Genomic DNA, 16,158 nt, shown 5'->3' with positions numbered 1-16,158 from the left:
AAAAAAGCCGCTGATTGCGGCTTTTTTTATACCAATATTATTGCTTATAGGTATTATGAGGGTAATAAAACATGCACGCTTAAGCCACCTTGCTCGCGGTTGTGTAAGCTAATTTGCCCGTGGTGTGCTTCAACTATTTCTCTGCAAAGTGCTAAACCTAGGCCACTACCAGTTGTCTTGGTTGAATAGAAGGGGATAAGCGCATTAGCCATCACAGCTTCACTCATGCCTTTGCCTTTGTCGCTCACTGTGATGTGAGTGCCGTTTGCTTCTTGTTGCACAGTTAAATTGATATCTTCAGGGTTAGAACCTGATTCATAGGCATTTTTTAATAGGTTGATCAGTAATTGTTCTAGTTGTGTGTGATCAGCTTCAGTTGTTACACCCTCATCTAGTGATACATCAACCTGCCACTGGCTTTTTAGCTGTTCAATAAGAGTATGCCAGTTAACCGTCGATAGTTGCGGTGTTGGTAACTTGGCAAATTTGCCATAACCTTGCACAAACTCATTAAGATGCTTGATGCGGTCCTCAATGGTAGTAAAGACCCGCTTCAAGCGTGGCTCGTCGACTTCTTTAGTTAATAACTGAGCGCTATGAAGCATGGATGACATTGGGCCGAGTGAGTTATTCAGCTCATGACTAATGATGCGAATGACTTTTTTCCACACTTCAACTTCTTGGCGGCTTAGCTCGCGAGTGAGCTGTTTAAATACAAACAGTTGGTGAAACTGATTATTAAGTAATAATCGGCCTGTCGCCATATGCCAAGTTTGCGATTCTTGGTCTTCTTTATCAAGGGTAAATAAACCATCGACCCCTTTGTGAATCGCGCGCGTTAATTGCTCACAGCTAGATTCTAAAAAGTGTTCAAGTTTAGCGCCTTCAAGAGCTGATTTAGCATCGAGTAAGCTGCGTGCACTGTGGTTGCTATAAACGATAAAACCTTGGTCGTTAGTCAAAAGCACTGCTTGTGGCGAGCTTTGTAAAACTTTATCGAGCATCAGCTCTCGCTGATATATCCATTGTTTTTCTTGGCGAAGCTGTTTTGCAGTTTGGTTATAAAGCCGACATAAATCGCCAAGCTCATCACTGCCCTCATATGCTAATAATGTAGCCAGCTCGCCATCTTTAAAATTAAGTAGCCCGGTTTCGAGAGAGTTCATTCCATCAATGAGCGGGGCAGATAACTGGGCGGCAAAAAGAGCACTTATCAACACGCATGCAAGTAGAGCTAAAATGCTGTAAAACAAGCTTATGCCCGAAAAGTAACAAACCAATATCAGCGGCAATACAGACGCTGTAATACATAAGGTTATGATTTTATATCGAAACGAAAAACGCTGTGTTGTCATTAATAATCAATCTTAAATTTATCAAGTCTACGATAAAGGGCTTGGCGACTTAATCCAAAATGACGAGCCACTTTCGCAATAACACCTTGGTACTCACGCATGGCAAGTTCAATCTCTTGCTTGTTTGGCTCTGTTCTTGTTTGTGCGGGGCTATTTACTTCAACTTGTAAGCCAAAATCGGCAAGCTCAATCATCCCTGTGGGCTTTAAAACCCCAGCACGTTTACAGGCATTTTCAAGTTCGCGAACATTACCAGGCCAGCTGTGGGCAAGTAGGGCTTTTTCTGTGCTGAGTGAGAATGCTCGCTCAGGTAAAAAGTGTGCGACCAAAGCTAAAATGTCATCTGGGCGATCAGCAAGGCTTGGCAAATTTAACTCAATGACATTCAAACGGTAGTAAAGATCTTCACGAAACTGACCAGTTTTAATTGCATGACTTAAATCTTCATTGGTTGCTGAAATTACCCTAACATTCACTTTGCGTGTTTGTGTTGAACCTAAGCGTTCAAATTCGCCGGTTTGTAAAATGCGTAATAGTTTCATTTGCCCAGAGAGTGGCAAGTTACCAATTTCGTCTAAAAATAGGGTGCCACCATCGGCGGCTTCAAAACGACCAATACGCTGTTTAGTAATTCCTGTATACGCACCGGCTTCTGCACCAAATAGCTCAGCTTCGATCAGTTCGCTTGGCAGGGCGCCAGCATTAACAGTGATAAAGGGTTTGTCTGCTAATAATGAATTAGCCTGAATTATTTGTGCAATTCGCTCTTTGCCACTGCCGTTAGGACCTGTGATAAGCACCGAAATATCCGATTTAGCAACTTGAATTGCAAGATTAACAATGTGCTCCATAGCGGTACTTTTATATATAAGACCCACTAAATTAGCGTTATGCACAGATGCATCACGTTCTTGCTGGTGGCGGGTAAAGGTTTCGTTTTGTTGTTTTACTTTACCCAGCTCTATCAGGTTATTTACACAGGTAAGTAACTTGGAATCGTCCCATGGTTTCGGTAGATAATCAGCTGCACCCGCTTTTACGAGTTCAACGGCTGTTGACAGCTCAGTCCATGCGGTAATCAAGATAATTGGTAAATGAGGGTTAATGTCTCGTAAGGCATAAAAGAGCTCTTTGCCTTCTTCGCCTGAGGTTGTGTCGGCGGTAAAGTTCATGTCTTGAATAACAAGCGCAATACGTTGATATTGCACAGCTTGAATTGCCTCAAGAGGATTGCTTGCTGTAACGACCTCAAAATCGTGAATTTCAAGTAATAATGACAACGCATCCAAGATGGCTGGGTTATCATCGACGATAAGTATTTTTTCCATATAATTGTTTTAGTTATTTTCCTAATAAGGGTGCAAGATAAATGCTACACTGTAAATCCAGTGTAGCATAGGTTGGGAGAACTAAATTGTTCGAGTTGCAATGCTCGGAGAGATGTTCGCCGCCCGTTTTGCTGGAGCAAGTACTGCCAACAGACTCATAATAAATACTGCTAATGCTGTTACTAGCACGTAGCTAATATCAAGTTGAGCAATTGAGAAATGCTGCATCAGCACCTGGCCTAAATATATGGCAGCAATAACGCCAATCACTAAACCAACTACACATATCATGGCGTTTTCAACTAAGAAGTAGTTAATAATGGCTGATTTTCTTGCACCTAAAGCGCGGCGAGTACCAATCTGTTTTGTACGTTTACTGATATTAAATAAGGTAAGTCCGAAGATACCCAGTGCAGTTACTAACACTAAGATTGCAATGAGTACAACCAGCATTCTCATCATTAATGTGTCTTCAGCCATGTACTGTTCTTTATCATCATCTAAACCACGGATACGAGAAATAACACGTTTGTTGTAGTTTTTAAGCATGGCCTCTTCAACACGATTCATAACTGATTGACGTTGACCTGGCTCAGTTCTGACCACAAAACGTGCATTTGTACCTGGCTTGATAAAAGGTAGCAGTGCTACGTTATCTGGGCGACTGTCTTTTAGCCATGGACCTTTCATAAGATCAATAACACCAATAATTTTCATTGGAATGTCACCAAAATAAACTGTTTGACCTAAACCATTTCCGTCAGGGAATAGCTCATCAACTAGGGCTTTAGTTACAACAGTTACTTTTGAAAGTTCATCATAGTTATCGGTCACGATGACTTCATCTTCGGTGTAGTTACGCCCAGCAATGAGCTTAACACCGTAGGTATTAATGCCATGCTCATCGATAAACATGTAAGACGTACGGACGGATTTACTCTCTTCAGGTGCAGGCTTTAAACTAAAATCTGACGAAGATCCACTGCCTGAAAGCGGTGTATTACTAGAGTAAGCCGCATCAACTACACCTGGGATTTGACGGAGCATAGTTTCATCTAGCTCGTACTGCTGAGATGGAGAGACGTCTTTGCCAAACATCATGACATTAAAAACGAAAATATCTTCTTCAGGGTAGCCTGTTTCTTGGCTTAAGTAGCTGACCCTGTCTTGAATAATAAACGCGGCATTACTGACAATCGCAGTGGTGATGGCAATTTGTATCAGTAATAAAATAGCGCCAACTTTTGAGCGGCATAAGGCGTGAAAGATAGGTTTAATTTCTAACATAGGTGTCTTCCTTATTGGCTCTTAAGATAAATAGCAGGGTTGGTTTTACACACTAGCCATGCAGGGTAAAGGCCAGCAATAATACAGGTGGTAATTGCAATCACTGGCGCGCTTAATAGCATGCTTAAATCCATCGTGGCTAAGCTTTTGTAGTAGCTATAGCTATGGCGTACGCCTAATAAACCTATTTGCGCCAAAATAATACCGAAGATGCCACCCAAGAAGCCTAACATTGCCACCTCAACGATATGTTGAAAGAAGATTTGGCGTTTACTGGCGCCTAATGCGCGGCGTACACCCACTTCAGGAGCTCGACGTAAAAACTTCGCCAGTAATAAGCCTAAAATATTAGCAAGGCACACGGCTAAAAACATAAAACTTAGGCCGACTAAAATTTCGTTGTCTTCACTGACAACATTGTTGTATTGCATCCACTCATTTACATCGCGTAAGGTGGCCGTTAGTTTTTCACGATTAAAACGACCGAGCTTTTGTTGCTCTTGCATATAGGCCATCAAAAAGTCTTGGTAAGCTTGTTTTTCTGCAGGTGTTTTTAGTTCAACCCAAAACTGCAACCACACCATTTCTGAATTTAGTTTGTCGTTAAAGGTGTTGGTTTTTTCATGTTTCCAACCATTGGTATTACCCCAATTTTCAAGCTCGCGGGCTTTCATTAGGCTAAATGGTAAAAACAGTTGTTCGGTTTTATTAAATGCGCCGTTATTAAGGTCATAGTATTTTGTGGTGATATCCCAATCATCAATCACGCCAATAACTTCATAACTGGCATCATCTAGATAAACCATTTTACCTACGGGGTTTTGACCTGCGAAAAGCTTGTCGTTTAGATCTTTATTAATCACCACTACAGGGGCTGCATCTGCTTCTTGTTGCTCAGTCCACACTCCACCATAAATAAACGATAAGTTAAACATATCAAAAAAGTCAGGAGTGGTTAGGCGCGCTTGACCAATAAATGGTTTTACTTTGTCTGAGTCTAAATAAACCGAAAAACCCGTTCTTACCATAGTGACGCGTTTACCACCGGCTTTTGCTTTATTAAGGTTGACTGCATCTTGATAAGTTAATTGCAGTGGCATGTTATCGACTGTCCACCAAGTACGGCCTTCATCCATGGTTTGTAACTGCACAGAATAAAGGCTGCTACTTTTTTCAGGAATAGGATCTGCCGACATCATGTGATACACAGATAAACTTGTCATGGTTACGCCAATACCAATAGCAATGGCCAATACCATTAAAAAGCTTACAAGTGGCGTGCGCTTAAAGCTGCGCCAGCTTAAATCTAAATAATGAAGGAACATGGTTATACTCCAGCCGCTTTGAGATTTTGGGTACCTTGATATAAGGTGAAGTCAGCTAGCTGGCCGTCAACAACTTGGATATTGCGTGGGGCTCTGCGCGCAAGTTCTGGATCATGGGTTACCATGATGATGGTTGCGCCGTCACGGTTGATTTGCTCAAGTAGTTCCATTACTTGGCGTGCCATTAAGCTATCTAAATTACCCGTCGGCTCATCGGCAAGTAAAAAGCGAGGCTCACCGGCTAGTGCTCTGGCAATGGCCACACGTTGTTGTTGACCACCAGAAAGTTGTTGCGGTAAGTGTTTTGCTCGTGAAGCTAAACCAACTTGCTCAAGGCATTGCTCAATACGGCGTTTACGCTCAGCGGCTTTAATGCCACGATAACGCAATGGCACTTCAATATTTTCATATAAGTTCAAGTCAGGGATGAGGTTAAAACCCTGGAATATAAAACCAATTTTTTGATTTCGTAGATCAGCGCGTTGGTTGTCATTTAGTTTCCCCACATCAATACCATCTAACATGTACTGGCCTTCGCTAAATGGCTCCAACATACCTGCGATGTTTAAAAAAGTGGTTTTACCCGAGCCACTTGGGCCAGTTACTGCAATAAATTCACCTTCATCTACTTGTAGGTTGAAGTCGCGAAGGGCATGAGTTTGTACCATGTCAGTTTGATACACTTTGCTGATGTCGTTCATTGTAAGCATGTTGATTTTTCCTTTTATTTGTTAACGTAAAACCAGTGTGGATGCTTTTTTAAAGCGGTCGTAATTCGAGATGATTAGCTTATCGCCAGGCTCTACGCCTTCTATTATCTCGACAGCATTGATACTGCTAGCACCGGTTTTTATATCGATTAAATAAGCCATGTCACCTTCAACTTTATAAGCCTGGGTGCCACCTTGCTGTAAGAATGCACCGCGTTTTACTTGCAATACATCATCGCGATTCTCTAGTAAAATACGTGCGGTTAAGCGTTGGTTTTGGCGAATACCAGAAACCTCACTGTCAAAGCGTACGCGGGTAGTTACCTCGCGATTATTCACCTCCGGTGAAATAGCCGATAAGGTTCCTGTTACATGACGGGCACCTAAAGTCAGTTCAACTTGCATACCAAGACCTAGCTCATTGGCATAGCTTTCTGGTACTTGTAGTTCAGCTTCAAAGTTACTTAAATCCACCAAAGTCATTAATGGTTGGCTTTGTGTAACGGCTTCTTTTTGCTGCACTAATAAGTTACCAACAATACCGCTTACACTGGCAGTAATTGTGAGTTCATTCACCTGCCTAAATAAGTCATCAACGATGAGTTGCTGACGCGTCAGATCGCGCTCTGCAGCTTTTAGTTCAAATGCGAGGGTATCTTTAGCTAAGCTGACTTCTTGCTCTGCATGTTTAAAGGAAAGTTTGGCGCGGGCCAAGTCATCAACGGCTTTTTCTAAATCTATTTGGCTGATTAAATGTTTTTCGATAGAGAGTTTAGCTCGGCGGTTTTCTCTGTCTGCGGCATTTAGTTCAACCTGTGCTAAATCAAGGGCTTTAGTAAGGCTTAGTTTTTGTCGACGTGCTTCAAGTTGCTTGCGTTGTAGTTCACCTTCTAATCGTGCTAATACTGATTGTTGCTGTTTTAATTCGTTAGTAAGCTCAGGGCTGGTTACGGTGGCGATTACTTCGTTTACTTCAACGCTGTCACCGGCTTTTACTTTTAAATCAACAAAACCTCGTTCAGGGCTATAAACTTTTGGCGCATTAGCTGCAACGATTTTACCGCTCGCTGCCACATCTCTAGTAAGCGTCTTTTGGCTTACTTCACTAATTTGTAGGCTTGCTGCATCAACCGAAATGCTGCCATCGCTACTGGCAAACAATGCTTGAAAGCCAAGCGCACCAACAAGTATTACACCTACTGCTAATATAAGTGGTTTCTTAATGGTGTTTTTTTTAGCCACAGTAATATCTTGGGCACTGGTATCCTTTATCATCATAACTCCTTACGATTCTCAAAACATACAATCATGAAGCCAACGGCAATCATGGTAAGCGGAGAAGCCATAAACAAACTGATAGTGAACATTTTGAAATCCTTAATTTCGCTGATGACTTATCTATACCAGTAGCGTGCCAATTGTTAAGTTTCTGATAGTATTGTGTTTTTATTTTTTTTGATGAGTAGATGTCTGTCCGCGGACAGAAAAAGTGTCCGCTGCGGACACTTTTAAATTGCTGATTATTGACGCGAGGGTAAAGAAAGTCAGTCATTGCGACTAAGGTCGGCTGCTCAGAGACCTAGTTTGTTACTATGCTAAAGCCAAGAGTAAATAATGATGCAGCAGCGTTAGGTGATACCTCATAAAAACTGCATTGATATTCAGATCGTGAATAATTATTCATAATTAATCGCAGTTTACGTTAACGTAAAGAGGCGGGTTTTAGATTGTTTTTTTACAAGTTGTTAAATTTGACACCAGTGTCATAAAAAAATAACGGGTGAAATACGCCTAAATGTAAAAAAATAGCATAGAATTTAGAAAGTGCCTTTAAGTGAGAAATATTCATGAATATGAATATGTATTCAAAACTCTATTGACTCATGAGGTATTTGGCGATAGTTTTGTTCGTCTGCTAGCACTGTCACAAAAGACTGAACCGCTAGTCGTTGTAGCAAGGGGAGGGGTCTATGTTATACGACTCAAAATTAGAAAAAGATAATTGTGGCTTTGGCTTAATAGCCCAGGTCAATGGTCAGGCGAGTCACCGCTTGATTCGAACAGCAATCACTGGCTTAGATCGCATGGAACACCGTGGTGGTATTTCTGCAGATGGTAAAACTGGTGATGGCTGTGGTTTATTAATGCAAAAACCTGATAGTTTCTTTCGTGCTATTGCCAGCGAACATGATTGGCACTTAGGTAAGAACTACGCCGTTGGCATGGTATTTTTAAATGCCGATCCTGTACTTGCGCAAACAGCTAAAGATGTGTTGAGTGAAGAACTCGAAAAAGAAACCTTGAGTATTCAAGGCTGGCGCGTAGTACCTACCGATGCGTCATGTTTAGGGCCAATTGCAAAAAAACAACTACCAGGCTTTGAACAAATTTTTGTTAGCGCACCAGAAGGCTGGCGTCCAAAAGATTTAGAGCGTCGCTTATATGTAGCGCGTCGTCGTGCTGAAAAGCGCCTCGAAAACGATGAACACTTTTATATTGCCAGTTTATCTGGTTTGGTCACTGTCTATAAAGGCTTGATGATGCCTGTAGACTTACCTAACTTTTATTTAGACTTAGCTGACATTCGCATGACCAGTGCGATTTGTGTATTCCACCAACGTTTTTCTACTAATACACAGCCTCGTTGGCCTTTAGCTCAACCTTTCCGCTATTTAGCGCATAATGGTGAAATTAATACGATTCAAGGTAACCGCCAATGGGCACGTGCCCGTGCTTATAAGTTTGCCTCACCACTTATTCCAGATCTGCAATCAGCCGCACCATTCGTTAACGAAAGCGGCTCAGATTCTTCAAGCTTAGATAATATGCTTGAGTTGTTCTTAGCGGGAGGCATGGATTTATTCCGTGCAATGCGTATGCTTGTGCCACCAGCATGGCAGAAAAACCGTGCCATGGATGATGACCTACGTGCGTTCTATGACTTCAACTCAATGCATATGGAACCATGGGATGGCCCAGCTGGTATTGTAATGTCTGACGGCCGTTTCGCGGCTTGTAACCTTGACCGTAATGGCTTGCGTCCGGCGCGTTATGTAATTACCCAAGATGGATTTATCACGCTTGCCTCTGAAGTGGGCATTTGGGATTACGCACCAGACGAAGTCGTTGAAAAAGGCCGTGTCGGACCAGGTGAGCTGTTAGTTATTGATACTCATCAAGGGAAAATATGGCATTCAGATGAGATTGACCAAGACCTTAAATCTCGCCACCCATATAAAGCATGGTTAGAGGCAAACGTTAAGCGTTTAACGCCATTTGAACAGTTATCTGAAAAAGATGCGGGTAACCGTTCTTTTGATGACGAAACACTGCTTAAGTATCAAAAGATGTTTGGCTATACCAATGAAGAACTTGATAGCGTGATTCGTGTTATGGGTGAAAATGGTCAAGAAGCAACGGGTTCTATGGGTGATGACACGCCATTTGCGGTACTGTCAGAAGGCCATCGCTCACTGTTTGATTACTTCCGACAAAAGTTTGCGCAAGTAACGAATCCACCGATTGACCCACTTCGTGAAAATCACGTTATGTCACTAGCAACCTGTATTGGTAGTGAGCAAAACGTATTTAACGAAACCACCGGCCATGCTAAGCGTTTACAGTTTGATACGCCAATTTTGATGTATGCTGATATGCAACAGCTGATCAATGCTGACGATGAGCACTACAGCTACTGTAAAATTGATATCACTTACACCGCAGAAGAAGGCTTAGAAAAAGCAATCACACGTATCTGTGATGAAGCACAAGAAAAAGCAGCGTCAGGCTGTGTCATGCTTATTTTAAGTGATCGTAACTTTAGCGAAACGCATTTACCGATTCCTGCGGCGATGGCGGTTGGTTCAATTCAAAAGCGTTTAGTAGATAATAACTTACGTTGTGAATCTAATATCATCATCGAATCGGGCAGTGTCCGTGATGCGCATCAATTTGCGGTATTACTTGGTTTTGGTGCAACGGCAATTTATCCGTACCTTGCTTATGAATCATTAGTTGCAATGAGCGATAACAAGACCCTGAATAAGAGCTATTGCGAAGTAACGCTTGCGTATCGTAATGCGATTAACAAAGGTCTGTATAAAATCATGTCGAAAATGGGCATCAGTACTGTCGCTTCGTACCGCTGTTCAATGTTATTTGAGGCAGTTGGTTTATCAGATGCGGTTGTAGAAACCTGTTTTAACGGTGTAGCTAGTCGTATTAAAGGGGCTTGTTTTACAGATTTTGATGATGACCAACGTAAGCTTCATAAGCTGGCCTTTAGTAAGCGTAAATTATTGAGCCATGGCGGATTATTAAAATATGTTCACGGTGGTGAGTACCATGCTTATAACCCAGATGTTATTCAAACACTGCAAAAAGCAGTACGCTCTGGGGATTACAAAGATTACTTAGCGTATGCTGATTTAGTAAATAACCGCCCGATCACCAATTTACGTGACATGTTGGCAGTCAAGATCCCTGATACAGGTGTGAGTGTTGATGATGTTGAACCTGCAACTGAGCTGTTCAAACGTTTTGACTCTGCAGCAATGAGTATTGGTGCGTTATCGCCAGAAGCGCATGAAGCACTCGCAATTGCAATGAACCGTTTAGGTGGTTGCTCAAACTCGGGTGAAGGTGGTGAAGACAAGCTTCGCTACGGCACAGAGAAAAACTCGCGTATTAAGCAGGTTGCCTCAGGTCGTTTTGGTGTAACACCACATTACTTACGTAGCGCTGATGTAATTCAGATTAAAGTTGCGCAAGGTGCAAAACCAGGTGAGGGTGGTCAATTACCGGGTGAAAAAGTAACGCCGTATATTGCAAAATTACGTTATTCAGTGCCGGGTGTGACTTTGATTTCGCCTCCGCCACATCACGATATTTACTCGATTGAAGATTTAGCTCAGCTTATTTTCGATTTAAAACAAGTAAATCCAGATGCACTTATTTCGGTGAAACTAGTTTCTGAACCAGGTGTAGGTACTATCGCAACAGGTGTAGCTAAAGCCTATGCCGATTTGATTACTATTGCTGGTTATGACGGTGGCACAGGTGCAAGCCCGCTCACTTCTGTTAAGTATGCAGGTAGTCCTTGGGAGCTTGGTCTTGCTGAAACTCAACAGGCGTTAGTAGAAAATGGTTTACGTCACCGTATTCGTCTACAAACAGATGGTGGCCTTAAAACGGGTCTAGATATCATTAAGGCGGCTATTTTAGGTGCTGAAAGCTTTGGTTTTGGTACTGGGCCTATGGTAGCTCTTGGTTGTAAATACCTACGTATTTGTCACCTAAATAACTGTGCGACCGGTGTTGCAACGCAAGACGATACGCTGCGTCAAAAGCATTATCATGGTCTGCCAGAAATGGCGATGAACTACTTTAAGTTTATTGCAGAAGAAGCGCGCCAAATTATGGCAAGCCTTGGTGTAACTCGCTTAACAGATTTAATAGGTCGTTTGGACTTACTTGAAGCAATTGAAGGCAAGACAGAGAAACAAAAGAAAGTTGATTTGTCTTCAGTTATTGCCGTACCAAACAACCCAACGGGTGAAACCTTGTATTGTAGTGTGCCTAATAGCTCACACTACTTAGGTCAGCTAAACGAAACCTTACTTGAAAAAGCGAAGCAAGCAATTGATGAAAAATCAGGTATCTCGCTGGTTAACCGTATTTGCAATACAGATCGCTCAGTAGGGGCTATGCTATCGGGTTATATTGCGTCAAAACATGGTAACCAAGGTATGGCTGCTGATCCTGTTTCTATTGAGCTCCATGGTACAGCAGGTCAATCATTTGGTGTGTGGAATGCAGGTGGTCTTGAAATGACGCTTGTTGGTGATGCGAATGACTATGTTGGTAAAGGAATGGCTGGCGGTAAGCTAGTAATTCGCCCACCGCTGGGTTCTTCTTTCGAAAGCCACAAAGCGACCATTGCCGGTAATACCTGTTTATATGGTGCAACGGGCGGTAAATTATTTGCCGCAGGCTGTGCCGGTGAGCGTTTTGCAGTTCGTAACTCAGGCGTCCAAGCGGTTGTAGAGGGCGTGGGTGACAATGGTTGTGAATACATGACAGGTGGTGTTGTTTGCGTACTTGGTAAAGTGGGTATCAACTTTGGTGCAGGTATGACAGGCGGTTTTGCTTATATTCTTGACGAAGGTAATGACTTTGAAAAACGCATTAACCCTGAACTTGTTGAGATTGTCACGCTTGAAGGGTTGGCATCACACCAAGAACATTTACGCGGTCTAATTGCTGAGCATTTAGAACTTACAGGCTCAAACCGCGCTGAGCAGATTTTAGCTAACTTCGATTTATACATTCCGATGTTTAAATTAGTTAAGCCAAAATCTAGTGATGTAAAAAGTTTACTTGGGCACCGAGCGCGCAGCAGCGCAGAGCTTCGTGTTCAGGCTCAGTAAGGGGGTAGTATGAGCGAAAATGTATACCAATTTATCGATGTACAACGTGTTGATCCGCGTAAAAAGCCAATCTCAGCGCGTAAACAATCTTTCGTAGAAATTTACGAGCCGTTTTCTGAGACGCAAGTTAACTCACAGGCGGATCGCTGTTTAGATTGTGGTAACCCGTACTGTGAATGGAAATGCCCAGTACATAACTATATTCCACAGTGGTTAAAATTAATTCGTACTGGCCGTATTTTAGAAGCGGCAGAGTTGTCTCATCGTACAAACAGCTTACCAGAGGTGTGTGGTCGAGTGTGCCCACAAGACCGCTTGTGTGAAGGCTCTTGTACACTTGACGAAGAGTTTGGTGCTGTCACTATCGGTAATATCGAAAAGTACATCACAGATACTGCTTTTAAGATGGGCTGGAAACCAGATATGTCGTATGTGGTTTGGTCTGACAAAAAAGTGGCTATCATTGGTGCTGGTCCGGCAGGCTTAGGTTGTGCGGATATTTTAGTACGTAACGGTGTAAAACCTGTGGTATTTGACCGTCACCCTGAAATTGGCGGCCTTCTTACATTTGGTATTCCTTCATTCAAACTTGAAAAAGAAGTAATGCAAAAGCGTCGTGAAATTTTCACTGAAATGGGTGTCGAGTTTCAGCTAAACACTGAAGTTGGCATTGATATTACTCTTGATGAAATCTTGGCTGAATATGATGCCGTTTTCTTAGGTGTCGGTACGTATCAAAGTATGCGTGCAGGGCTTGAGAATGAAGATGCTGATGGTGTGTTTGATGCACTGCCGTTCTTAATTGGTAACACAAACCGTGTTATGGGCTATGCAGAAGACAAACAAGCTTATCTCGATATGGCGAACGAAAAAGTTGTCGTGTTAGGCGGTGGTGATACAGCAATGGACTGTGTGAGAACCTCTATTCGTCAAGGTGCTGCAAAAGTAACTTGTGCTTATCGTCGTGACGAAGAAAATATGCCAGGCTCAAAGCGTGAAGTTAAAAATGCCCGTGAAGAGGGGGTAGAATTTACCTTCAACGTACAGCCGAAAGGCATTGTTGTTGACGAGCAAGGTAAAGTTGCTGGCGTTAAGATGGTGAAAACCCAGCTTGGTGAGCCGGACGAAAATGGTCGTCGTCGTGCTGAAGAAGTTGCCGGCTCTGAACATGTTATTGAAGCTACCAAAGTGCTAATGGCTTTTGGTTTTAAACCTCATAAAATGGATTGGTTAGAGCCGTACGGTGTTGAAATCAATCATTGGGGTGGCATCAACGCACCAGAAAAAGGTGAATTTACCCATCAAACAACGAACCCTAAAATCTTTGCTGGTGGCGATATTGTTCGCGGCTCAGACTTAGTGGTAACCGCTATTTTCGAAGGCCGAAACGCCGCAGAAGGGATTATGGATTATTTGGAAGTTTAATCCTAAGGGGTTCATTTAATATTTATAAAAGCAAGCTACCTAGCTTGCTTTTTTATTACCTGCCATAAAATATACTTATTTCTTGTTATGAGAATTTAAGCAAGATCCAGAAAGATAATGAAAAAATAGCGCTTATTACCTACAATCTTCGAATGAATTCTACAGTAGAATATAAAAGTTCATTATTTCGTATTAACTCCATATTTACTCCACATTGTTGCGTTTAAATGTCTATCAGAGGCAGAAGCCCATCTGAATATTTGATGCTAACAACATGGATAAAAAGAAAATGTTTTGCGAACACACTAATAACGAGCAGTTAAGCTTTTTTCAGCCGAATTCAAAATCTGAAAATGATTTACTCAATGAGGTCATGAATAGTGAAGACCTGCACGATATTCTGACTATGGTTTTACTAGATGAAACCTTATCAGAGGCCCTTAAAGCGATGGTGAAGCAACAACTGAAAACAATAAAAAAAATATAAAACGGAAATAAAAATGCCGCAGATATTAGTCGTTGAAGACGACTCCCGAATTCAGATAATAAGTGCACCACTCATGGTTAAACGGTGAGAAGAGATCAACTGCCTGTTGGTGGTACTCTGTAATCGCCAAAAAACAAGAGTAGATACCATGAGTTACAAGCAGTTGATCGAAGGGCAAAGATACCAGATTGAGGCCTACTTACGCGAGGGTTTTAGCTATCGAGAGATAGGGAAAAGGCTAAAAGTGAGCCACAGCACTATAAGTCGTGAAGTTAGGCGCAATAGTACTCGAAGTCATTACTTGCCTGAGGTTGCACATTCAAAGGCATGTAAACGAAAACGTCTAGCTGCCAAGTATTCCATGCCAGCACTTACAATTGCGTTCGTTGAGTTTGGATTGGAGCAAAAATGGAGCCCTGAGCAGATTGCGGGTGTAAGCAAAATTATCGGGCATCCTGTGAGTCATGAATGGATTTATGGCTATATTCAAAAAGATAAATTGAGTGGTGGCAAGCTATACAAACATCTGCGACAAGGGCACAGACGTTATCGTAAAGGCAGCCGAAGCAAACGTGTCATCATCCCAAATCGTGTTGGCATTGAACATAGACCTGCGATTGTTGACACTAAGACACGGTTTGGTGATTGGGAAGCGGATACAGTACTTGGCAAGCATGGTACGGGAGCAATCGTTAGTTTAGTCGAGCGTACAAGTAAGTTTTACCTGATACGCAAAGTGCCAGCAAAAAGTGCAGCGCAAGTGAGCAGAGCAATGATAGGTATGCTGTGGCTCTATCGACGCCATGTTCATACGATAACCGCAGACAACGGGAGTGAGTTTTGTGAACATGAGCATGTTTCAGACAAGCTAAAAACCGACATCTACTTTGCTAACCCCTACTCATCATGGGAAAGAGGGTTAAATGAGAACTTTAATGGCTTGTTGCGTCAATATATTCGCAAAGGCACTGATTTACGAACGGTGACAGATAAGCAAATTGCGCACATAGAAAAGGCGCTCAATGCGAGGCCGAGAAAATGTCTAGGGTTTAGGCAACCAGCGGTAATATTCGATGAATTACGCAAAGCAGCCTAATTTAGCGAGTGGTGCACTTCGGACTTGAATTCGCGCTTAGATATTGCAGAACAAGTACTGTTGTTCTTTAATGCATCTGGTTTTACTACTCACCACATCACTGATGGCAGTGCTGTGGTGTCGTGGGTTAAAGAAAATAATCCAGATGCAATAATTCTAGATGTAATGTTACCTAATTTAGATGGCGTGGAATGCATGAAGCAGATCCGCGCTTTTTCAATGGTGCCTATTATTATGGTAACCGCTAAAGTCGAAGAAGCTGATAGGTTAAAAGGGTTAGAACATGGCGCAGATGACTATGTATGTAAACCATTTAGCGGTGCAGAGCTGGTGATGCGTGTTAAAGCTATTTTAAGACGCTGCACGCCAGTATCTATTAGCAAGGAAACTGTTGAAACGCCTGCTACTATTTGCTTAAACGAAGATGCGCTTGAAGTTGAAATAAAGGGCGTGTCTTTGGGTTTAACTAAAGTAGAATTTGACGTATTCAAGCTTTTGTACAAAGCCCCTAAGCGTGTTTTTTCAAGGCAGCAGATACTTGATCACATTCAGCCCAATAACTTTGATATTACCGACCGCGTAATCGACAGTCACATCAAAAATATTCGTAAAAAACTGAAGAATTTACATTTCTCTCCTAAGATAGTCGCTTCCGTTTATGGTGCAGGCTATCGCTATGATGAACGTCAAATCAATTGATTTGGCGTTCATCGTCTT

Annotated in this window: 11 protein-coding genes; 5 read left to right on the top strand and 6 right to left on the bottom strand. The window is 42.2% G+C overall.

Annotated elements, in window-relative coordinates; all coding sequences use genetic code 11:
• Positions 1–53: 53 nt before the first annotated feature.
• The 6 genes from J8Z25_RS10035 to J8Z25_RS10010 form a co-directional block, all read right to left on the bottom strand.
• Entirely contained in the window at positions 54–1,355 is a 1,302-nt protein-coding gene (locus J8Z25_RS10035) for a sensor histidine kinase (RefSeq protein ID WP_130051269.1), read from the bottom strand.
• Positions 1,355–2,683: a sigma-54-dependent transcriptional regulator gene (locus J8Z25_RS10030; protein WP_250660999.1), complete on the bottom strand. Its 1,329-nt coding sequence runs from the start codon at positions 2,681–2,683 to the stop codon at positions 1,355–1,357. The genes J8Z25_RS10035 and J8Z25_RS10030 overlap by 1 nt, the downstream gene beginning before the upstream one ends.
• An 81-nt stretch (positions 2,684–2,764) precedes the next feature.
• Positions 2,765–3,970: an ABC transporter permease gene (locus tag J8Z25_RS10025; protein ID WP_130051271.1), complete on the bottom strand. Its 1,206-nt coding sequence runs from the start codon at positions 3,968–3,970 to the stop codon at positions 2,765–2,767.
• 11 nt (positions 3,971–3,981) lie between these two features.
• On the bottom strand, positions 3,982–5,295 hold the full coding sequence (locus J8Z25_RS10020) for an ABC transporter permease (protein WP_178927125.1): 1,314 nt from the start codon (positions 5,293–5,295) through the stop codon (positions 3,982–3,984).
• A 2-nt stretch (positions 5,296–5,297) separates the two neighbouring features.
• Positions 5,298–6,005: an ABC transporter ATP-binding protein gene (locus tag J8Z25_RS10015; RefSeq protein ID WP_130051273.1), complete on the bottom strand. Its 708-nt coding sequence runs from the start codon at positions 6,003–6,005 to the stop codon at positions 5,298–5,300.
• 21 nt (positions 6,006–6,026) lie between these two features.
• A complete protein-coding gene (locus tag J8Z25_RS10010; RefSeq protein WP_130052275.1) occupies positions 6,027–7,280 on the bottom strand; it encodes an efflux RND transporter periplasmic adaptor subunit in 1,254 nt (417 codons plus the stop codon).
• 695 nt (positions 7,281–7,975) lie between these two features.
• On the opposite strand from J8Z25_RS10010, the gene gltB reads away from it, so the two are divergent.
• The 5 genes from gltB to J8Z25_RS09985 all read left to right on the top strand — a co-directional run bounded on the left by gltB (position 7,976) and on the right by J8Z25_RS09985 (position 16,140).
• Complete coding sequence (gltB, locus tag J8Z25_RS10005) at positions 7,976–12,433, top strand: glutamate synthase large subunit (RefSeq protein ID WP_167657793.1); 4,458 nt, start codon at positions 7,976–7,978, stop codon at positions 12,431–12,433.
• 9 nt (positions 12,434–12,442) lie between these two features.
• Positions 12,443–13,858: a glutamate synthase small subunit GltD family protein gene (locus J8Z25_RS10000; RefSeq protein ID WP_250660998.1), complete on the top strand. Its 1,416-nt coding sequence runs from the start codon at positions 12,443–12,445 to the stop codon at positions 13,856–13,858.
• A gap of 274 nt (positions 13,859–14,132) precedes the next feature.
• Entirely contained in the window at positions 14,133–14,345 is a 213-nt protein-coding gene (locus J8Z25_RS09995) for a hypothetical protein (RefSeq protein ID WP_250660997.1), read from the top strand.
• Positions 14,346–14,493: 148 nt separating this feature from the next.
• Positions 14,494–15,441 carry an IS30 family transposase gene (locus J8Z25_RS09990; protein ID WP_250660996.1) on the top strand — a complete coding sequence of 316 codons (948 nt, stop codon included), beginning with the start codon at positions 14,494–14,496 and terminating at the stop codon, positions 15,439–15,441.
• Positions 15,442–15,465: 24 nt separating this feature from the next.
• On the top strand, positions 15,466–16,140 hold the full coding sequence (locus J8Z25_RS09985) for a response regulator (RefSeq protein WP_250660995.1): 675 nt from the start codon (positions 15,466–15,468) through the stop codon (positions 16,138–16,140).
• The last annotated feature ends 18 nt before the right edge of the window (positions 16,141–16,158 follow it).

The sequence above is a fragment of the Pseudoalteromonas sp. SCSIO 43101 genome (assembly GCF_023650775.1).
Taxonomy (GTDB): Bacteria; Pseudomonadota; Gammaproteobacteria; order Enterobacterales; family Alteromonadaceae; genus Pseudoalteromonas; species Pseudoalteromonas apostichopi.
Note: the sequence above shows the minus strand (reverse complement) of the source record. Positions and strands in the feature narration are given on the sequence as shown.

Bases quoted from the DNA above. Each gene is read 5' to 3' on its own strand.
- gltB (WP_167657793.1), top strand. From the start codon at position 7,976: ATGTTATACGACTCAAAATTAGAAAAAGATAATTGTGGCTTTGGCTTA.
- J8Z25_RS09995 (WP_250660997.1), top strand. From the start codon at position 14,133: ATGGATAAAAAGAAAATGTTTTGCGAACACACTAATAACGAGCAGTTA.
- J8Z25_RS10030 (WP_250660999.1), bottom strand. From the start codon at position 2,683: ATGGAAAAAATACTTATCGTCGATGATAACCCAGCCATCTTGGATGCG.
- J8Z25_RS10035 (WP_130051269.1), bottom strand. From the start codon at position 1,355: ATGACAACACAGCGTTTTTCGTTTCGATATAAAATCATAACCTTATGT.
- J8Z25_RS10000 (WP_250660998.1), top strand. From the start codon at position 12,443: ATGAGCGAAAATGTATACCAATTTATCGATGTACAACGTGTTGATCCG.
- J8Z25_RS10015 (WP_130051273.1), bottom strand. From the start codon at position 6,005: ATGCTTACAATGAACGACATCAGCAAAGTGTATCAAACTGACATGGTA.
- J8Z25_RS09990 (WP_250660996.1), top strand. From the start codon at position 14,494: ATGAGTTACAAGCAGTTGATCGAAGGGCAAAGATACCAGATTGAGGCC.
- J8Z25_RS10010 (WP_130052275.1), bottom strand. From the start codon at position 7,280: ATGATAAAGGATACCAGTGCCCAAGATATTACTGTGGCTAAAAAAAAC.
- J8Z25_RS10020 (WP_178927125.1), bottom strand. From the start codon at position 5,295: ATGTTCCTTCATTATTTAGATTTAAGCTGGCGCAGCTTTAAGCGCACG.
- J8Z25_RS10025 (WP_130051271.1), bottom strand. From the start codon at position 3,970: ATGTTAGAAATTAAACCTATCTTTCACGCCTTATGCCGCTCAAAAGTT.